Source organism: Nocardia suismassiliense, from assembly GCF_900269665.1.
GTDB classification, from domain to species: Bacteria; Actinomycetota; Actinomycetes; order Mycobacteriales; family Mycobacteriaceae; genus Nocardia; species Nocardia suismassiliense.
Genome location: NZ_LT985361.1, coordinates 6,404,385 through 6,424,799 on the forward strand (window position 1 = coordinate 6,404,385; position 20,415 = coordinate 6,424,799).

At 69.0% G+C, this 20,415-nt stretch carries 14 protein-coding genes; 6 read left to right on the top strand and 8 right to left on the bottom strand.

Features of this window, described 5'->3' with window-relative positions:
• Positions 1-46: 46 nt before the first annotated feature.
• The 3 genes from recD to recC form a co-directional block, all read right to left on the bottom strand.
• Positions 47-1,957, bottom strand: a complete 1,911-nt coding sequence (gene recD, locus DBO33_RS28325) for an exodeoxyribonuclease V subunit alpha (protein WP_107660652.1) — start codon at positions 1,955-1,957, stop codon at positions 47-49.
• A 232-nt stretch (positions 1,958-2,189) separates the two neighbouring features.
• Entirely contained in the window at positions 2,190-5,708 is a 3,519-nt protein-coding gene (locus DBO33_RS28330) for a UvrD-helicase domain-containing protein (RefSeq protein WP_407670541.1), read from the bottom strand.
• Positions 5,709-5,811: 103 nt separating this feature from the next.
• Positions 5,812-9,192: an exodeoxyribonuclease V subunit gamma gene (recC, locus tag DBO33_RS28335; RefSeq protein WP_107657798.1), complete on the bottom strand. Its 3,381-nt coding sequence runs from the start codon at positions 9,190-9,192 to the stop codon at positions 5,812-5,814.
• Between the two features lie 674 nt (positions 9,193-9,866).
• On the opposite strand from recC, the gene DBO33_RS28345 reads away from it, so the two are divergent.
• Entirely contained in the window at positions 9,867-10,712 is an 846-nt protein-coding gene (locus DBO33_RS28345; RefSeq protein ID WP_107657799.1) for a serine hydrolase, read from the top strand.
• Positions 10,713-10,737: 25 nt separating this feature from the next.
• Here the strand turns inward: DBO33_RS28345 and DBO33_RS28350 are convergent, their stop codons facing one another.
• Complete coding sequence (locus tag DBO33_RS28350) at positions 10,738-12,249, bottom strand: cytochrome P450 (protein ID WP_107657800.1); 1,512 nt, start codon at positions 12,247-12,249, stop codon at positions 10,738-10,740.
• Positions 12,250-12,479: 230 nt separating this feature from the next.
• Here DBO33_RS28350 and DBO33_RS28355 point away from each other — a divergent pair, with 230 nt between their 5' ends.
• Positions 12,480-13,919 (top strand): NAD(P)/FAD-dependent oxidoreductase, encoded by a 1,440-nt coding sequence (locus DBO33_RS28355; RefSeq protein ID WP_107657801.1) that lies wholly within the window; start codon positions 12,480-12,482, stop codon positions 13,917-13,919.
• A gap of 338 nt (positions 13,920-14,257) precedes the next feature.
• Positions 14,258-14,977, top strand: coding sequence for a hypothetical protein (locus tag DBO33_RS28360; protein WP_107660653.1), 720 nt, complete (start codon positions 14,258-14,260; stop codon positions 14,975-14,977).
• Between the two features lie 341 nt (positions 14,978-15,318).
• Here the strand turns inward: DBO33_RS28360 and DBO33_RS28365 are convergent, their stop codons facing one another.
• The 3 genes from DBO33_RS28365 to DBO33_RS28375 are packed head-to-tail and all read right to left on the bottom strand — an operon-like array spanning position 15,319 to position 17,351.
• Positions 15,319-15,975 carry an urease accessory protein UreD gene (locus DBO33_RS28365; RefSeq protein ID WP_107657802.1) on the bottom strand — a complete coding sequence of 219 codons (657 nt, stop codon included), beginning with the start codon at positions 15,973-15,975 and terminating at the stop codon, positions 15,319-15,321.
• Complete coding sequence (gene ureG / locus DBO33_RS28370; protein WP_107657803.1) at positions 15,965-16,675, bottom strand: urease accessory protein UreG; 711 nt, start codon at positions 16,673-16,675, stop codon at positions 15,965-15,967. The genes DBO33_RS28365 and ureG overlap by 11 nt, the downstream gene beginning before the upstream one ends.
• 25 nt (positions 16,676-16,700) lie before the next feature.
• Positions 16,701-17,351, bottom strand: coding sequence for an urease accessory protein UreF (locus DBO33_RS28375; RefSeq protein ID WP_199856787.1), 651 nt, complete (start codon positions 17,349-17,351; stop codon positions 16,701-16,703).
• A gap of 181 nt (positions 17,352-17,532) precedes the next feature.
• Between DBO33_RS28375 and DBO33_RS28380 the strand changes: the two genes are divergently transcribed.
• Genes DBO33_RS28380 through DBO33_RS28390 form a run of 3 tightly spaced genes read left to right on the top strand, consistent with a single transcriptional unit; the run spans position 17,533 to position 19,312 of the window.
• Complete coding sequence (locus DBO33_RS28380) at positions 17,533-17,871, top strand: hypothetical protein (protein ID WP_107657804.1); 339 nt, start codon at positions 17,533-17,535, stop codon at positions 17,869-17,871.
• On the top strand, positions 17,853-18,956 hold the full coding sequence (locus tag DBO33_RS28385) for a polymorphic toxin type 44 domain-containing protein (protein ID WP_159080574.1): 1,104 nt from the start codon (positions 17,853-17,855) through the stop codon (positions 18,954-18,956). The genes DBO33_RS28380 and DBO33_RS28385 overlap by 19 nt, the downstream gene beginning before the upstream one ends.
• Positions 18,956-19,312, top strand: a complete 357-nt coding sequence (locus DBO33_RS28390) for a hypothetical protein (protein WP_107657806.1) — start codon at positions 18,956-18,958, stop codon at positions 19,310-19,312. The genes DBO33_RS28385 and DBO33_RS28390 overlap by 1 nt, the downstream gene beginning before the upstream one ends.
• Before the next feature lie 207 nt (positions 19,313-19,519).
• On the opposite strand, the gene DBO33_RS28395 is transcribed toward DBO33_RS28390, so the two are convergent.
• Positions 19,520-20,413, bottom strand: a complete 894-nt coding sequence (locus DBO33_RS28395) for an SDR family NAD(P)-dependent oxidoreductase (RefSeq protein ID WP_234391084.1) — start codon at positions 20,411-20,413, stop codon at positions 19,520-19,522.
• Positions 20,414-20,415 lie beyond the last annotated feature (2 nt).

The window sequence follows — 20,415 nt, forward strand, 5'->3', positions numbered from 1 at the left end:
CACACTGGGTAGACGTGCACGCCGCCGGAAACGTGAGATGCGCTGGTCATCGGCCGTCCTCGCGGCGGGACAGCCCGCTCGCGCGCAGCACCCGGCGTGCGATACCGGCCCTGATCGACTCGTCGGTGCCGATCACCCGGACGTGGCGGCGGGCGCGGGTGATCGCCGTGTACAGCAGTTCCCGCGTCAGCAGCGTCGATTCCGGTTCGGGTAGGACCACGGACACGGTGTCGTACTGACTGCCCTGGCTGCGGTGGATGGTCATGGCGAACACGGTGACCACGGCCGGAAACTGGGTCGGGTGCACCAGGTACGGTTCGCTGCCGCGTTGCAGCGCGGCGCGCAGTGAACCGTCGGGCATGCGCACGACGACGCCGGTGTCCCCGTTGTAGATGCGCGCCTCGTGGTCGTTGGCGGTGACCAGCAGCGGCTGGCCGGGATACCAGGGCGCCAGGTGCGAATCGGGCCCCGCACCCCCGGCGGCCGCCCACTCGGCGGCCATCCGGTCCCAGCGCTCGACGCCGAACGGACCCTGCCGGTGCGCGCACAGCAGACGGTGCGATTCGAGGGCGGTGAGTGCGCCCGCGGCGTCACCGTCGAGCGCGGCGGTGGTCACCTCGCGCGCGGCGCGCACGACATCGGCCCGCACACCGGCCATCTCGTCGGGTGCGCTCAGCGACAGTTCGTCACCGCCCGCGCGGAGCAGTTCGAGCGCGGTGTCGGCGTCACCGGCGCGCACCGCGACCGCGAGGTCGGCGATCCGGCCACCGAAGCGTCGGCCCCGGGTCAGTCGAACGATGCCGCCGCGCAGGCGAGTTCGCTCCAGCGTGGTCAAGGCCGCCGAATTGCTGTCCGGTGCGGCCGATTCCGGTGAGTCCGCGCCGAGGATCTCGTCGAGCATCGGATTCGGTGTGCCCGCAACGGGTCCCGCGACGAGGTCGGCGAGCACCGCGCCCGCGTCGACCGAGGCGAGCTGGTCGGGGTCGCCGACGAGCACCAGCCGGGTATCGGGCCGCAGGGCGGCGAACAGCCTGCTCATCATGGTGAGCGACACCATGGAGGTTTCGTCGACGACGATCACGTCGTAAGGGAGCCGGTTGAATTCGTGGTATTTGAACCGGGTGGTGCGGCCACGCTGCCAGCCGAGCAGGCGGTGCAGGGTGGCGGCGGTGAGGTCGGGCAGGCCGAGCTCGTCGGCTTGCTCACGCACGGCCTCCTGGAGGCGCGCGGCCGCCTTACCCGTCGGCGCGGCCAGCGCGATCCGTAGTGCGGGCAGTTTGGGATTGGCTTTGCGGTGCGCGTCGAGCAGGCCGATGATGCGCGCGATGGTGTGTGTCTTGCCGGTTCCCGGGCCGCCGGCCACCACCGTGGTCCAGTGGGTCGCGGCGAGGGCGGCGGCGAGCCGCTGGCGGTCGGGCACGCCGCCGACCGGCGCGTCGAACAGCCGATCCAGTTCGCGGCGAACGATATTCGGGTCGACCACCGGGTGGTGCCCGGACCGCTCGGTGAGCACTCGGCGGACGGTCTGCTCCTGCTGGTAGTACCGGTCCAGATAGAGCAGCGGGCCGGTGTCGTCGCGGCGCTGCGATTCCACCAGCCGCAAGGGGCACAGCGGGCCAGCGGGACCCCCGGTCACCAGCGGGCTGACCCGGAGCGCGGCCACCACCGCGTCGATATCGGGCCACGGCAGCGTCGCCGGATCGATGCGCTCGCCGGTGTCCCAGGTCTCGTCGGCGTCGATGCCGATCTCGCGCATCCGGTGCAACTCCAGGCACACCGAACCGGAGCGCACCGCACGCACCGCCAGCGCCGCCGCGAACAGCACCGCCTCGGTGTCCTCCCGCCCCAACCGGCCTAACCGAACCGCGACATGCACGTCCGCAGCCGACAGCACCCCCGCCTCGTTGAACGTCCGCAACAGCCCGGTCCCCCGCTGCGCCAACTGAATCGAGGTCACCAACCCACCTTCCGCGCCGAGCCGCACACTTTCTGACGTCCCGCACACCCAATCGCATGCGAAACCGTCTGCGGGAAATCAGAAAGTGTGCGTCTGCCCGGCCGGTAGTCGCACCTCGTGGGTGCGGGCGGACAGGCGCACACCTTTTGCTCTGGCGCATATCGAATCGCATGCGAAACCCTGTGCGGGAAATCAAGGGGTGTGCGGCTTTGGTGGGCGACGGGCGTGGCGCTCATCGGGTGACCTCGCCGGCCAGCAGGCGCGACAGCGCGATGATGAGGGCGGCGGGCGGGTTCCAGTCGAAAACGCCGTAACCGTTGGGGGTTTCGGGGCCGACCATGCCGCGGACGAAGAGGTAGCGGGCGCCGCCGAGGTGCCGGGCGGGGTCGTAGCCGGGCAGCCGCCAGCGCAGGTAGCGGTGCAACGCGACCGCGTACAGCAGAGCCTGGAGCGGGTAATGCGAGCGCATCATCTCGGCAGCCATCCGGTCGCGGGTGTAGTGCTCGACGGTGAGGTCGCCGGTGCCGAGGCGGTTGGTCTTGTAGTCGACGATCACGAATCTGGTGTCCGCCCCGTCGGTTACCCGCAGCACGGCGTCGATACTGCCGGTCAGGTAGCCGCGCAACGCAATGTCGTCCAGGGTCGCCAGGTGGTCGGCGTAGACGAAAAGGTCGTCGTCGGCAGGCAAGTGGGTGCGCAGCAGGTCGGCGATCTGCCGCAGCGTCGCCGACTCGGCGCGCGGGGTATCGCCACCCGCCAGCGGCAGCTCGAACTCCAACTCGTTCAAGCGATCTCGGCTGGAGATGTCGGCGAGCGAGCCGATACCGAGCGGCGTGCGCAGCACAGCGAGCAGCGCGGTGCTGAGCACTCCCGGGTCGGCTTCGGCCATGAGCTCGTCGACCGCCGCCCGGCATCGCTTGTCCACCTCGGCGGCCAGATCCGGTGCGTCCGTGTCGATCAGCTCGAGCACGCCGTGCACGAGGGTGCCGAACTCGGCACCGTAGGGCAGCGAGTTCATCAGCGACGGCGCGCCGGCGAACACCTCCTCGACCTCGGCGACCACCGGGGCGCTCGGCTCGTCGGCCGGCCCACGGGTGTCCTCGGGTTCGATCTCCAACTCGGGCGTGACCGGACCGTGCGCGGAGGCGGTCAACGCCGAGTACGAAGTGCGCCGCCACAATTGGTCCAGCTTGCGGTCGAAGCGGGCGGCGGCGAGGTCGCCGGTGACCGGTTCGGTGCGCACCCGCTGGATCGCGACATCGTCGGTTCCGGCGACGGCCGTCACCGAGATAGCCTCCGAGGCTCCCCCGGCCCACGCCGAAAGCATGCTCGGCGCAACGGCATCCGCGGGCACGGCGGCCCGCGGCGGTACGGTGTCGCCGCCGTCCGGGCGACCCAGGATCATCCGGTGCAGTGGCGAGGCCGCGGTGGTGATCGCGGGCGCCCACCACGCGACGACCTGGCACATGGCCCGGGTCAGCGCGACGTAGAGCAGGCGCAGTTCCTCACCGGCCTCCTCGGTTTCGCTGCGCAACTTGCGTTCGGCGTACCCGGACGCGTCCGGTCCACCGACGTCGAGCACGCGCATGTCGTTGTCGTCGTGGAACAGCAGCGTCGCCGGATACGGGTTCTTCGCGTTGTCCCAGGCGAACGGCAAGTACACGACAGGGAATTCGAGCCCCTTGCTGGCGTGCACGGTGGCGATCTGCACGGCCGCGGCATCGCGGTCGAGCCTGCGACTGCGGTCGGCCACGGTGCCCGACGCGGGATCACGCACCCGGTCGGCCAGCCAGCGGGTCAACGCGGTCAACCCCAGCGACTCGGTGAGCGCCACCTGATCGAGCAGTTGCGCGATGTGCCGCAGATCGGTCAGCTGCCGCTCCCCGTTCTCGACGGCGAGCAGCCGCTGCGCCAAATCGGCTTCGGCGGAGATCTTTTCGAAGACCGCGGCGAACCCGGCGCGGGCGAACAACCGGGCGGCGTCGCGAAGCTGCGAGCTGACCCGGCCGACCAGATCCGCACCGCCGCTGTCGATCTCGGCGGCGGTGACACCGATCAGCGGTGTGCATGCCGCCAGCCGTACCCGGTCACCACGATGCGGCTGCTCCAGTGCGCGCAGCAGCCACAACCAGTCGGTGGCACTGCTGGTCGCGAACACGCTGGTGCCGCCCGCGAGCACGGAGGCGACACCGACTCGGTCCAACGCCGCACGCACCACGTCGATTTGGGATCGTGTCCGCACCAGCACAGCGATATCGCCGGGGCTGATCGGCCGGCGCACCACAGCGTCCGGGGGCACGTCAGCCAGCCGTCCAGCGTCGCCGGACGGGCTGGTTCCGCCGGACGATCGACCCGAGTGCCGCGCACCGCTCAGCTCCATTGCCGGATCGACGATCGGCCCGCCGACTGGGGCATGCGGCCCCGCTACCGGATCCTGACCGGCGTGGCGTGCCGACGTGGCCAGCGAGGTGCCCGACTCGAGCAGCCGGACGATATCGGCGGCCAGATCGTCGGCGACCTTCGCGCGCATCCGGCCGACCGCCGGGAATCCGGACTTGTTCAGCGGCCCCGCACCGGTACGCGGCAGGCAGCGCATCCGCATCGGCGTGACCAGATCTTCCGGCCCCGTCAGTCGCGACCACGGCCGAGTGGCGGCCACCGGATACACGGTGATCTCCTTGTGCCCCAACGCCGCGCCACCTTGCAGATGGTCCAGCGCGGCCAGCAGCCCGGCGTCGCTGCGCCAGTTGGTGGTGAGCTCCTTACGGGTGTCCGCGTGCCCGACCGCGTCCAGATAACTGAGCACCTCGGCGCCGCGGAACGCATAGATGGCCTGCTTCGGATCACCGACCAGCACCAGCGTGGTGTGCCCGTGGAAGGAACGGCGCAGGATGTCCCATTGCAGCGGATCGGTGTCCTGGAACTCGTCGACCAGCGCCACCCGATAGCGCTCACGAATGCGGCGGCAGGCGCGCGGCCCGTGCTCGGTGTCGGCCAACACGTCGTGCAACAGCACCAGCAGATCGTCGAAGTCGCGCAGCCCGGCCAGCTGTTTCCGGCGTTCGGTTTCCGCCCGGACCGCAGCAGCGAACGCCACCCGCTCCCCCGCCGCGCCGTCGCCCTTCGGCATCAGCACCGCGTGCCGGTCGCGCACGGCGGCCAGCGCCAGCGTGTGCGCCTCCTTCACCGAGAACGGCGGTTCGGTGCGGGCGTAGCGGTTGAGGTAGAGGTCGTCGGCCACCGTGCCGACCAGCTCATCGACGTTCTCGACCAGCCGCGAACCGGGATCGTGCTCGCCCGCCAGCCCGAGTTCGTCCAGCATCCGCTGACAGAAGCTGTGGGTGGTCGCGATGGTGCCCGCGTCGAAATCCGAGAGGGCGGCGAGCAATCGGGCCCGCCGACGCCGCACCTCGTCCGAATCCGCCTGCGCGAGATGCCGAATCAGCTCGTCGGCATGCGCACGCGCCAGTTCGGGATCCGCCAGACCCGCCGCGACGACGACGAACCGATCCCGGGTACGTTCCCGCAACTCCTGGGTGGCCGCGCGACTGAACGTCACCAGCAGCAACTGGGAGACATCGATCCCGGCCTCGGCCACGTACCGCACCGCAAGCCCGACGATCGCGTGCGTCTTACCGGTCCCCGCGCTCGCCTCCAGCACGGTCGTCCCGGTGGGCAGCGGTCCGTACGGCTCGAAACTGTCGGGCGCATCGATCTCGGGCACCACGAACGAGGTGTCTTGCACGGTCACGCGAACACCCGCCTTTCGACCCGCCGAAACCGCCATTCTGCCGGTCCGACGGCCCGCTCGGGGCCACCGACACGCGTGACGAACACCGCCATACCACCGAGTCTCACGGTTGCCCCTGGCTCTCGGCGCTCAGCAACGGCGCCCACATGCGGCGGGCGAGCGCGCCGAAGCGGGTGGTCTCCCCCGGTTCACCGGGTGGCGCGGGAATCTCCATCAGGTGTTCCAGGCGCGGCGCCGGACCCCAGACGTAGCGCAGGTGGCGGTCGGTGTGGTCACCGAAGGGCCCGGGTCCGTTCGGGCCGCCGTTGAACTCACGTTCGGCGGCGACGATGGCTTCGTCGGTGTTGGCGCCGCGGAACCGGCGTTCGGCGTAGGCGGCGGTGGCACCGGGGGCGATCGGCAGCGGCTCGGTCAGCCCGGCATCCCGGAGTGCGACGAGTTCGCGCAGAATGCCCCGGGCCGCAGGCATATCCGGCGCGGTGATCTCCGAACGCCATGCGGGGCGGCCGAATTGACCACGGCCGGTGGTGACGGCGCGCCAGGAGCGGTCCTCGGTGACGGCGAGGGCGAGCAGCGACACCCAGGCGGCGATCCGGTGTTTCGGGGCGAGCCGGGAGAAGGTGGTGCGGACCAGCGTCTCGCCGCGCACCTCGGGCACGGTGCCGGTGAGCCTGCGACCGTTGCCGAGATCCACCGCGATGTCGACGGCGCGCGGGGCCCCCTCGTAGTCGCCCTGCGAGGCCCGCACCAGTTTGTCCACGGTGTGCTCGACCTCGTCGAGCACCGCGGCACCGAAACCGAAGGGCGGCAATGTGCCACGCCGCCACTCGGCGGCCCGGAGTCCGGCCGGGTCGGCGCCGGTGAGGCGGGCGGCCAGGAGACGTTCGCCCAGTTCCCATTTCGCCAGGCCGTCGAGTTCGATGGGCAGCCGGTCGGCGATGTCCTCCTCGTGTTCGGGGACGCGCAGGCCGAGCCGCTGCCACAGGAAGGCGCGGATCGGGTGCTCGACGAACGAGATCAGGTCGGCCAGTGCCACATCCGTGAGTTCCGGTGCGGGCAGCGGTTCGGGCAGGAACGCGGGCCGCGGCTGCGCGGGCTCCCCGGCGGACCGGGCACCGGCCAGCGCGACGGTGTCGAAACTGAACGGGGCTTCGGCCCGAAAATTGCGACGATCGAAGGCCTGCAACGGATGTCGGGTCACCACCCCGTCCATGCTCGACGCACCGACATGCGCGCGCAGCACGTCGAGCAGCTCGGCCACCGGGATGGCCGGCGGGCGGTGGGCGCCGGTGACCGGGTCGGCGCCGGTATGGAAGACCAGCAGCTTGTCCTGGGCCGCGAGCATCGCGTCGAGCAGCAACTGCCGGTCCTCGCTGCGCGGATCACGTTCGCCCAGTAGCGGGTTGCGGGCGAGCACGTCGTCGCCGTCCACGCCGCTGGTGCGCGGGAACACGTCGTCGTCCAAGCCCAGCAGCACCACCACGCGATGCGGCACCGAACGCATCGGCACCATGGTGCACACGGTCAGCTCGCCGGTGCGGAAGTTGGCGCGGGTCGGCGCGGCCGCCAGCCGGGAGTGCAGCAGCACCGCGACGTCGGCCAGCCGCAGCGGCACATCGCCCGCGTGCTCGGTGGCGGCGGCCAGCTCCTGGCGCGCCTCGGTGCGCACCCAGGCCTGCGAATCCGGTACGTCCGTCAGCAGATCCAGCGCGCGGCCGAGCACCGTGGCCCAGTCGTGGGCCGGGCGTGGACCGCGCAGATCGCGCAGGCAGACCGCGAGCCGGTCGATGAACTCGGCGAACCGGCCGGCCAGATCGACGTCGTTGCTGTCCACGTCGTCCAGCGGCAACGCGAGATCGAGCCAGTCCTCGGAGGTTTCACCGGCCGTGACACCGAGCAGGATACGATCCACCGCCGCGTTCAAGGTGTTCTGCGCGAAGTCGGCGAGCCCGAACGCCTGTCGCTGCCGCTGCCCGATCCCCCAGCGCGCGCCGGACTCGGCGGCCCACTCGCGCAGCCGCTCGATATCGTCGTCGTCGAAACCGCAACGCCGCCGGACTGTTTCGGCCGCCGCCAGATCGAGCACCTGCGTCACGGTGACCCGGCCGTCGGCCAGCTCCAGCAGCACACCGATCACCGCGAGCAACGGATTGGTGATGCCGCGACCCCGGTCGGCGAGCCGGACCCGCAGGCGGTGCGCCGGGTGTGCCGAATCCGGCGCCTGCTCAGTCGATCCCGGCAGCCGCTGCCCGAACGCCGCGCGCACCAGCGGCGCGTACGCCTCCACCTCGGGACACATGACCAGCACGTCCCTGGGCTCCAGGGTCTCGTCCGCGGCGAACAATCCGAGCAGGCATTCCCGCAGCACCTCGACCTGGCGCGCGGGTCCGTGGCAGGCGTGCACCTGCACGGTGCCGTCCCCGGCGGACAGGGCGACCGGCGGCCAGCGATCGTCGCGGATACCCGCCTGCAACGCACCGAGGAGCGTCGGCGTATCCCCTTCCGGCACAAGCTCATTCGACGCGATCGGATAGTAGGTGTCCGAAGTCGCGGTCAGGCGCTGCTGGAGTTCCCGCACGTCACGGGCGAGCCCGGCCAGCAGCGGGTGGCCGACGACGCTGCCGCTGAGGTCCGCCGCACGTGAACCAGCGGCCGGACTCCCGGCCAGCTCGGTCCACATCACCGGACTCGGGTGCGGCAGCCACAGATGGATCTCCCGCGTCGCCGCCAACGCCGACAGCACGGCGAGTTGATCGGTCGACATCCTGGTCGCGCCGAACAACGAAAACCGCGCCGAAATTGGAACAAGTTCAGGCTCCGCGCGCAGCCGCGCGCACGCGGCCTCGAGACGCTCGGCCGGACTCGGCGCACCGACCTCCGCGCGCAGCCGCCGCCACAGTTCCGGCTGCCACAGCAGATCGTCGGGCACCGGGTTGCCCGCGCCGTCGGTATCGGACCCGGCGGCCCATTCGGTGATGAGCCGCGGTCGCTGCGCGGCGTAACTGTCGAACAGCGCGGCCAGGTGTGCGGCGGTGGCGTAGCGGCGCCCGATGCGGTGATCGCGCCCGGCCGGGTCCCGTGCGCCGAGATGCCGGGCGAGCACCGCGCACCACGGCTCGCCGAGCGAGGCGTCGATCACTCGCAGCAGCGTCCACACGACACGCTCTCCGGCCCACGGATCGTCCTCCGGACGCACCCCGCTCGCCGCCGCCGACGCGGTGGCGACCAGCCCGGACGGCGAAGGAAACTGGATGTTAGCGGCGACACCGTCGGTCGAGGCGGCGTCGAACGACGGGGCGAACGCCGCCGCGCCGGACACGCCGAGCACCCCGGACAACCGCTGCGTCAACCACCGCTCCACACCCTTCGCGGGCACCGCGACCACCTCCGCCGCGAACGGGTCGGGCAGCGGCGTGGCCAGCAGTTCGGCCAGCCCGTCCGCCAGAACATCGGCGCGCTCGGCACGGTGGATGTGCAGCGGCATCTGCGCCCTCTCGGTAGGTGGAGTATCGGACGGCGCTCGGTGGACGAGCTGCGCGGCGCGCGGCTGCCGGATTGCTCGGTTGTGGCGAGGCGCCTCGGGCTTCGTGCACGTTTATACGCCCAGCCGCTCCGACACCACTGTGCCACCCCGAAGCAGGTCCGAACGGACTCGTTTCTGTTACCTGTGTGACTGGAGTGAAATGAGCCACATAAGAACACATTCCTACGCCGTGTCCGCTCGGTTCCGAGCGCTCGATGTGCAACAGTGCTGAACCGGGGAGGACGAGAGAGCTGCACCGAAAGGCTGGTTCGCGTTCATGATTGCGATGGTGATTCCCCTGGTTCCGCGAGGCGGGTTCACAGTCCGCCGCGTAGGAGATCGCTGGGAGCTCGTCAACTCGCGAGGCTACGGCCGTACCGTCGTCCTACATTCCTGGCCGCGTGATCAGCACACCGAGGCGTTCGAGCACTGCTACCGCCTCAACGGGCGCACGGTAGAGGAATTACAGGCCGCGTTCCGCTGAACGGTTGGTGGTGGCCGAAACCCGCTGGGACGCAAGTGCACAACCTTTAGCACAAGGCTAATTCGAGCTCAAGACGTGCATCGAGCTCGCGGATGTGCGATCGTGATCCCTCGTGCGTCAACCCTCGCCCGCCACCCGAACCGTTCCCCGCGTGGCCGCATCCGCCTGTGTCCTCGCCGCTGCCGCGATCCTCATTCCCAGCGCGCCGAACGTGCTGCCGAGCGCGGCCGCCGCGCCACTCGCGCATACCAGCGCGTGCCTGGCCGGTTTCGACTGCGATATGAGCAGCCGGATCGCCGCGGTCGACAAATACCTGACCGGCCGCCCCGGCGTCACCGGTTATGTTGTGCGCGACCGGGTCTCCGGCGGCGTCTACGCGAATGCCAACGCGGAGAACGCGGTCTGGACCGCCTCCACGATCAAACTGGCGATCGCCGAGGATTTGCTGAACCGGGCCAGGGTCGGTGCGATCAACCTGACGCCGGAAGATCGCATGACCATGGAGTCGATGCTCGCCACGTCCAACGACGGCGCGGCGGACCGGCTGTGGAACAAGTACGCCGGCCTGGACCGGATGGCGTTCAACAACGCCTTCCGCGCCAACGGCATGGACACCCTGGTCCCGCAGCCGACCCACACCGCGCTGTTCCCGGACTGGTCGTTCCAGAAGTGCACCGCCGCCGACCTGGACCGGCTGATGGACAACATCCTCACCCGCATGCACCCCGACGACCGCAACTACCTGCTGGACCGGATGCGCGCGGTGGACAGCAACCAGCACTGGGGCGTGTGGGGCGCGGGCGCGAACATGCGGCCGGGCCTGAAGAACGGCTGGTCCGCCGAACAGGGTGGCTGGGTGGTGAATTCGGTCGGCTTCGCCGGTCCGAACGAGCGCTACACGCTGGCCATCATGACCGCACTCGGTGACCAGGGCGGCTACACCGAGGGCGCCGACACCGACACCAAGGTGGCCGAGATGCTGCTCGCGGGGCGCTGAACGAGCCCCGCACGCACCCACCGGTTCACGCGGAGCGTCGACGCAGCACCATCGGCGCTCCGTCCCTGGGGGCCGGAATCGCGTTGAACCCCCACGGCATTCGATAAGTCTCCGGTATCTGCCACGCGTACGCACGCACCAGCGCGGCGATGACCGTCTTCACTTCGAACGTGCCGAAATGCATGCCGATGCACTTGTGCGCGCCCGCGCCGAATGGCAGCCAGGCCAGCCGATGCGACTTGTCCTCGCGGCGGGCCTCGCCGAAACGCTCAGGGTCGAACAGCTCCGGCCGGGTCCACAGTTCGGGCAGCAGGTGATTGACCTGATAGGCCAGGTCGATCGGGGTGCCCGCCGGAATGTAGTGGCCCGCGATCTCGGTGTCGCGCACCGCACGACGCGACAAACCGGGCACCGGCGGCATCAGCCGCAGGCTCTCCTTCAGCCCCAGACCCAGGTCGCGCAGACCCTCCAACTGGTCGATAGCCGGTGCCGCGCCATCGATTTCGGCGTCGAGGGCCAGCACCTCGGCGCGTACCCGCTCCTGCCACTCCGGGTGTTTGCCCAGGTAGTAGGCGACCGCGGTGGCCGTTGTCGTGGTGGTGTCGTGCGCGGCCATGATCAGAAAGATCATGTGGTTCACCACATCCGCGTCCCCGAACACGCCGCCGTCCTCGCTGCGCGCGTGGCACAGTCCGGAGAAGAAGTCCGGTGACTCCGAGCGCCGCTTCTCCGGCAGCATCGCGGTGAAGTACTGCTCCAGCACCTTGCGGCCGCGCAGCCCGGACCGCCACTTGCCGCCCGGCACCGGATGCCGGACGATCGCCAGACCCGCGTGCGTGCAGTCGATGAACGCGTCGATGAGCTGACGCCGCTGCGGGCCGACATCGACACCCATGAACGTCTCCCCCGCGATGTCGAGGGTCAGTTCCTTGATGGTCGGATACAGCTGCACCGTGCGTTCGGCGTTGCCGCCCTGCGGAACCCAGCGTTCGATGCCGGCGCGCACGACCGGGGTGAGCGCCGCGAGATGAGCTTCCAGGCGCTCCCTGGTGAACGCCTGCTGCATGATCCGGCGGTGGAATTTGTGCTCCTCGAATTCGAGGAGCAGCAGGCCGCGCCGGAAGAAGGGGCCGATGAAGTAGTCCCAGCCCTGGCCGAAGTCGCGGCGTCGCCGGCCGAGCACCTCGTCGAGCGCCTCCGGCCCGGCGACCAGCACCCGGTCGATGCCGAGCGAGGTGTTCACCGTGACCGGTCCGTATTTGCGATAGCGGCCGACCATCTCGGCCGGACCCCAGCGCATGTACTGGAGCACTCGACCCAGGTACGGGAGTCCGGCGTCGCCGTGCACCGCGGTCGTCTCGCTGCCCTGCGGCGGTGTCGCGAGGATTCGGCGCCGTTCCGGTAGCCGGTGCAATGCCCGATCGAGCAGATGATCGCGCGGTATATCGATCAGCGCAATGTTCTCCGATGCTGCTTCGCCGTCGGATCGCCCGCGCAGGCTGGGCTTTCGGCCGACAGCACGGTCCCCGGCGACCATGGCAAACCTCCCTGAAAGAGACATTTATCGTATTCGCTTTTGCGCATTCGTTCGGGCGGTTCGCCGCAACCGAGCACGGCGATCGTGGTGCGGCAGGCGCGAAGCATCGCAGCGCAACACACCCGGAACAGGGATGTCGGCGCGACCATCAAGACAGACCCGACTACGGTTGGGACCTGACCGCAACCGTTCGCGGGGGTCAAACCCCAGGTCTGTCGAGGAGCAGGACGATGAACACTCAGTCTGGCGAGAACCGTCGTCACCAGGTGGTGGTGATCGGCTCCGGCTTCGGCGGCTTGTTCGGCACCAAACACCTCAAGCGGGCCGACGTCGACGTCACGTTGATCTCCAAAACCACCTCGCACCTGTTCCAGCCGCTGCTCTACCAGGTGGCGACCGGCATCCTCTCGGTCGGCGAGATCGCGCCCGCCACCCGGTTGGTGCTGCGCAAGCAGAAGAACGCGCAGGTGTTGCTCGGCGATGTCACCGACATCGACCTCGAAGCCAAGACGGTCACCTCGCGGCTGCTGAACTCCAACACCGTCACCCCGTTCGACAGCCTGATCGTGGCCACCGGCGCGCAGCAGTCGTACTTCGGCAACAACCAGTTCGCCACCTATGCCCCCGGCATGAAGACCATCGATGACGCGCTCGAACTACGCGGCCGCATCCTCGGTTCCTTCGAGGGTGCGGAGCTGGCCACCAGCCAGGAGATGCGCGACCGGTTGCTCACCTTCGTGGTGGTCGGCGCCGGACCCACCGGTGTCGAATTGGCCGGGCAGATCGCCGAACTCGCCGACCGCACGCTCGAAGGCACCTTCCACAACATCGATCCGCGCGATGCCCGCGTCGTGCTGCTCGAGGGGGCGGGCGCGGTGCTCGGTCCGATGGGACCCAAGCTCGGTAACAAAGCCAAGCGGCGGCTGGAGAAGATGGGCGTCGAGATCCAGCTCAACGCCATGGTCACCGATATCGACGCGCTGGGTGTCACGGTGAAGGACGCCGACGGCACCATTCGCCGCATCGAATCCTCGTGCAAGGTGTGGTCGGCCGGTGTGCAGGCCAGCCCGCTGGGCAAGATGCTCGCCGAACGCTCCGACGGCACCGAGGTGGACCGCGCCGGACGCGTCGTGGTCGAGCCGGACCTGACCATCAAGGGACATCCGAACGTCTTCGTGGTCGGCGACCTGATGTCGGTGCCCGGCGTGCCCGGCCAGGCGCAGGGCGCGATCCAGGGCGCCACCTACGCGGCCAAGGCCATCAAGGCCGGGCTGAACGGTCAAGCGCCGCAAGACCGTAAGCCGTTCAAGTACTTCAACAAGGGCAGCATGGCGACGGTGTCGCGGTTCAACGCCGTGTGCCAGGTCGGCAAGCTGGAGTTCAGCGGGTTCATCGCCTGGCTGGCCTGGCTGGCACTGCACCTGTACTACCTGATCGGTTACCGCAGCCGGATCGTCACCGTCATCCAGTGGTTCGTCACCTTCCTCGGCCGCAGCCGCGGGCAGATGGCCGCCACCGAGCAGTGGGTGTTCGCCCGGCTCGCGCTCGAGCAGGTCAACTCCGATGAGGAAGAGGCCGACGAGCTCGCGGCCGCGTTGGGGGCACCGCCCGCAGACAATCGCAAGCTCGCGGAGAAGGCGAAGGCCGCCATCGACGGCCGGGTGAGCTGAGCCGCACCGCCTGATTTTCCCGGAGGCGATCTTCGGTCTGTCCAACAGACCGGAGGTCGCCTCTGGTCTGTTTCGGGCGGGGTCCGTCCAGCAGTCCCACCGTGCCGTGTCCGGAGTGTCCGGACCCCGCTCCGAAGCGCATCCGCAACCCACACGTAGCTATTTGTCGGCAATGGCAGGGCTGACGAGTCGGCCGAAAATGAACCCATCCAGGTGCCCAGCAGATCCGAATGTCGGACGTCGAAAGTGACATCTCTTCTGACCTGACGAAAGGCGATCTACCTATGGGCACAGGCAAGCACAGAGCCCCCAACCCGCAGCGGCAAAAGGTGGGCTCGATGGTCGCGGCGAGTGCGGTACCGCTGGTCCTCGCACTGGTCGGCACCGGCACCGCCAATGCCGAGCCTGCACAACCCAATGTGACGGCACAGCCGGATCAGCCCGCGCAGTGGCCTGCGGCCGAACCGCCGAACGCCATGCCGTACGAGGGCCTGGACATCCCGGACAACACCAAGAGCTCGCTGCAGTGGTCGCGGCCGCTGCCGGACAAGAAGTACCTGGCACCGGTCGGCGTGCTGCACGCACCGGTCCCGGTGGCGCCGGTGCCGCCGATCGCGCCGCCGCCCGGCAAGTTCCGCTTCGGCGACGTCCAGGTCGACGCGCCGGACTGGATCGACCAGGAACAGGCCATCCAGATCAACGACAACGCGGCCATCGCCGAGGCCAACCTGGCCACCTTCCTCGACTCGGTCGGCATGGAACGCAGCAGGTCCGACCGGATCGCCGGGCAGACCGTCGGCACGGCCGCCATGGGCGCGCTGGCCGGTGCGGCGTCGGGTGCCCCGTTCGCGGCGACCTCCGCGCTCGTCGGCGGCGCGGTCGGCCTGGTCGTCGGGCTGCCGTTCGTGCCGGTCGGCGTGGTGGCGGGCCCGATGCTCGGCGCGACCTTCGGCGCGGCCGTGATCACCATCCCGGCTGCGGCGATCGGTGCGGCGGCCGGTGCGGCCGTCGGCGCGGTCAACGCGTTCAACGCCCCCTCGCGGGTCGTCGGCGACTGACCACTTCGTGCCGCGGTTAGCGAATAAGGGTGGGAGCCCGACGACACTGTCGAGTTCCCACCCTTTCTCTTTGTCCCGTTGTGGGCGGAGTACGCGCCGCGGTGACCCTCGCCACTCGGAGGTGTTTCTGATTCGGCGAGTCGCTTTCGGCGAGTCTTCCCGGGTACAAGATCAGCGCAACATGACAGCAATCGAGGCGAGGAGACGCGGTGGAGACGGGCGACTGGATGGTCGTATTGCTGGGCGGCGTGCCCTTGCTCGGCGTCGTCGGTCTTGCGGCCGCGTTCCTGCTCCGGAGGTGGCAACGAGCTCGAGCGGAGCGCTCTTCGGAGCCGCCTCGATCAACGGGCAGCGGCGAGCAGTGAGCTCGTTCGAGTGAGCAGGGTGCCGCCCGCGGCCAGTGGGAGGCAGGTCTCGGTCAGGCCCGTGGTTTGCACCGGTCGATCGTCCGGGTAGTGCAGTTCGCTCTCCAAGGCGCGCGGCGCTGCGAGCTGGTCATCCGCCGCTGTGCCCGCACCCAGCTCCAAACGGTGTCGCAGCAGGGGGATGTCGCCGAGGTCGGCGATGAGGTCACCGCACCAACTGCCGGTGTCTTCGCCGGAACGTCCGATCTGCACCCGTTCGCGCAGGCGCAGCTTGGCGTCCGGCGCCAGCAGGACCGAGCTGATCGTGTGGTGCCGCGCGCCGCCCGCCACGATCGTCGGCTCCGGATCGAAGTCGAGGTCTCCCCCGCTGTCGACCTGGAAGTGCCAGTGCGCCAGCGAGAACGGTGTCGCCGCGCTCGGCAGCGCGATGGTGGCGGCGACCGAGCGCACGACGAGTCGCGCGCCGGGACCGACCACGATCGTGATGTCGAGTTCGTCGCCGCCGAGTGGAGTCGCCGCCGTGCCGATCAGGTGCACGGTGTGCGGGCCGGTGCGGCGGGCCGACAGCCCGCCGCTCGCGTGGATCTCCGGCAGCGCCGCGGTGGTCGCGACTATCCGTACTTCAGTGCGCAACAGCGGATTCGACGCCGTCTTGCTCGGCGATGACGCGCAGTTGCTCGCGCACCCAGCCGAGCACGGGGGTGGCGGCGGGGTCGTCGGTGAGCGAGACCAGCGCGGTCGGGCGGCCTTCGCGCACCTTCGCCGCGTCGCGCTCCATCACGCCGAGATCCGCGCCGACCAGCGGTGCGAGGTCGGTCTTGTTGACCACCAGCAGATCCGAGAACGTCACGCCGGGGCCGCCTTTGCGCGGCACCTTGTCGCCGCCGGCCACGTCGACCACGAAGATCTGCACGTCGATCAGGCCGGAGGAGAAGGTGGCGGTGAGGTTGTCACCACCGGATTCGACCAGGATCAGATCCAGCGGCGGGTTCGCCGCGATCAGGTCGTCGATGGCGTCCAGGTTGGCGGTGATGTCGTCGCGGATGGCGGTGTGCGGGCAGCCGCCGGTCTGCACCGCGGTGATCCGCTCGTCCGGCAGCACGGCGTGGCGACGCAGGAAGTCGGCGTCCTCGGTGGTGTAGATGTCGTTGGTCAGCACGGCGAGGGAAAGTTCCTCGCGCAGCTGCCTGCACAGGGCGGCCACCAGCGCGGTCTTACCGGAGCCGACCGGACCGCCGATGCCGATGCGCAGCGCCTCGCCGGGGGTGCGCTGGCGTTTCGGCCGGTCGTGGGTGTGGTCGTGCGGTTCACCGTCGATCAGGTGCGGTGGCATGGGGTGATCTCCTTCGTTCGGGGACTCAGCTGGCGAACAGCGGCATGTCTCGATGCAGGTGGCGTTGTGCGAGTACGTCTTGCAACGGGTCGGACAGGCAGGCGAGGCCGTCGGCCGCTTCGGCCGCGGTGCGGTCGCACAGGTCGGCGAGGCGGACGGTGCAGCCTGCGATGGCGGCGGGGTCGAGTGCGAGCAGCCGTTGGGCGGCGGTGGCGGCACCGGTCAGCGTTGTGTAGACGACAACGCCCGCGGTCTCCTGCGGGGTCACGCTGCAGGCGGCGCCGACCAGGCCGAAGACGGTCGACAGGTGTGGCCGCGGGCCGAGTGTGGACCAATCCTCCTGCGGCCACAGCTGTTTGGCCAGGCGCAACAAGCCGCGACCCTGCGCACGGGAAGCCGTCCGTGCGGCGGGCGACGGAGTACGCGCGTCCGCTTCGGCCTCGGCCCGCTGCGGTTCCAGCGCGCCCGCGCACACCGCGGCCGCCAGCGAGGCCGCGACCAAGCCCGAGGTGCTGATCCGGCGGCGCAGGTACAGCTCGACCGTCGCGACGTCGCGCACCAGGCCGGACGCTACCGCCTCCTCGACCCCACCGGAGTGCACATGTCCGCCGATCGGCAATCGCGAATCCGCCAGCGCGAACAGCGTCGCCAGACTCGTCGGACCGATTTCACCCACCGGGGGATCCTATGCCCGGCGTGTCGCTGGGCGTGTCCCGGGCTGGCCGGTCCGGTTCTGGACCACCAGAAGTATTGGGGGCTGACGAAATCTTCTGGTCGGCCGCCTGGTCCGTTATTCTGCGAGGTCAGGCCGCGACGATATCCATCGCGCGTACCGGTGTCGAAATGGGGAATCGTCGATGACGATAAAAGTCGATCTGGAAAAACTGGGGACGGCCTCGAAAACACTGCACAAATTGAGCGGTGAAGCAGCCGATTTGGATGCGCTGCAGGCTGTCCCGATCCAAGTTCTCCTCCCGTTCGGCGGGAACTCGACGCTGGAATCGGTCGTCGCGTCGAGCCTGATGGCGCTCGATGTGCAAACCAGTTTGGTGCCCGCGGTGTCGCGTCGGCTGAGCGAGATCGGGGACCTCATGCACGCGGTCACGGTGCAGTTCCAGAAGGCGGAGGAGGCCAGCACGGTGACCTTGGCCGCCACCTTCACCAAGTCCTCCGGTGATTGGCAGAAACCGAGATGACGCCGACCAGACGCCAACTGGAAAAGTATGATGCCCAGCCCATCTGGGATATCGCTCAAACGTTCAAACGCATCGGCCCGCAGATCGAGAACCTGTTCGAGCGTTATGTCGGCAGCGTCACCGCGCCCGACTGGCAGGGCGTGGCGGCCGAAGCGGCACTGGACCGCGCAGGCAAGGACCGGAAGACGGCGTACGCGATGGCCGATACCCTGACGGCGTCGGCGGACCGGCTCGAGCAGGGCTACTGGGACGTCAGCACGCCGTTGAAGACCGCCCGCCAGCACATCACCTCCGCCGAGGCCGCGGGTTTTGCTGTCGGGTCGACGCTCGGTGTCTCCTTGCCGCAAGGAAGCGATCCGACGCCGGCGTTGGAATCGACCCGAGCCGAATGGGAACGTCAAATCGTCACCGCCGCCAATAGCGTGGAAACCGAAGACAAGCGGCTGCAACAGGATCTGACGAAACTCAGCGCGGCGATGAAGACCGAGTTCGACGCGATCGGCGGCAGCCAGACCACACTCGATGAGAAACGCTTCTCCGACGCGGAACGTTTCATCTTCGACGAGATGAAACGGAACATCAACTCCGACACCGTCAAATCGATCCAGGGGCTGCTGCGCGAGCCGAAGTGGTATGAGTTCGGCCGCAACTACGGCAACGACATCATGACGGCCCTGACGATGTGGGGCGTGAAGGTCGCGCCGGGGCAAGATTGGGACCACAAACCACAGCTACAGAGCAAATTCGATCTGAAGACGTCGAACGACTTCTATTTCAAGCAGCCCGGCACCGACCGGAAGGTCTACTACGATATCTATTCGAACATTCACTACGGATACGTCGGTCGCGCCGCGGGGATCGACTCCGAGACACTGATCAAGGGTGCCTCGCTCGGCGAGGCGATCACCGGCAACGACGACGAGGCAGACCAGATCACCATGCGCGCCGGGATCGACCTCTACAACAAATACGGACCCAACATGACGCCGGAACAGTTCCACCAAGGTGTGACCGAGGCGATCGACAAGATGGAAGCCGCCGAGAACGACGGCAGAGACCTCACCCAGTTCAAGCACGAGAACTGATGCGCAACCCCGGCCCCGCCGTCTGCGTAATCGCCAGTGCGGGTGCCGCTCTCGGCACGGTCATACTGCTCGGCCGCATGTGGAACGCCTGCGACGTCGGCGGTGCCGGCAACGCGATGGTCCTGCTGTTGCTCTACTTGCCCGCCACCTTTGTCGTCTCGGTCGCGGTGACGGGGGTTGTGTATGCGGTCACGCAAAGGGTGAGTCATCGGACGCCGCTCGCCTGCCTCGCCGCCGTCGTCACCGCAGTCCTGGTCGTGTGGGCCACGCTGTGGCCGTTCCACGGCGGCGACTACCCGTCACCGATCTGCGAGAACAACATTCCGCCATGGTGGCCGGACTGGATCCCGCTGTGATTGCCTGTGGGCCCAGTTCAGCGGTGGAAGGGTTGTTCGAGGTGGCGGCCAGATCAGGTTCGGGCTTCCGACCAGGCAGGACAAGCCGCGTTCAAGTAGCGGCCAGATCAGGCGCGAGCTCCCAGCCAGGCGAGACAGATCGCGCTCGCGCAGCGACCAGGTCCGGGCCGAGTCCCCGGCAGACGGGCAGTCGCGTTGGAATAGCGACTAGGTTCGGCTCGAGCTGCCGGGCAGGAGGGACCGTCCGCGTTCGAAGAAGCGTTGGACCTGGTTTCGGGTGAGGTTGGTCCAGGCTTGGACGGGGGCCGACCACCATGGTGCGATTTCGCGGGGGCGGGTGGTGACGGCGTGGCAGACGAGGTCCGAGGCCTCGTCGACGGTGAGGCCGGGGACTCGGCTGAAGTCGGTGGGGGCGCTCATTCTGGTGTGCACCAGGGGCATGTAGATGGAGGTGGTGGTGACGCCGTCGCCGGAGACCTCCGCGGCGACGCTGCGCAGCCACACGTCGAAGGCCGACTTCGACGCGCCGTAGGCCGCCCACTGCGGGGCGGGCGGCATGAGCACACCCCAGGTGGAGATGTTGACGATGTGGCCCTGTTTGCGTTCGCGCATGTCCGGCAGCAGGGTGAGTAGCAGGCGCACCGGGCCGAGGTAGTTGATGTCGATGGTGCGGGTGAAATCGTGGAAGCGGTCGTAGGAATCGCTGATGGAGCGGCGAATCGACTTGCCCGCGTTGTTGATCACCACGTCGATGTGGCCGTGTTCGTCCAGGAACTGACGAGCCAACCGCTCCACCGCGTCCATATCGGTGAGGTCGGCGGGATAGACGTGCGCGGTGCCGCCGTCGGCCTCGATCTCGGCGGCGACCTGACGCAGGTCGTCGGCGGACCGGGCGACCAAGAGCACGATCGCGCCCGCCGCGCCGAGCTTGCGCGCACTCGCCTTGCCGATGCCGTGTGACGCGCCGGTGACCAGCACGATCTTGCCGTCGACCGCCTCACGCAGCGTCTTCGCGCGCGGACGGGAGGTCGGATACAGCAGCCGCGTCGCCACTCGCTCGGCAATCGGCCGCCCGTTGCTCTGCGCCGGAGTCTCGTTCACGC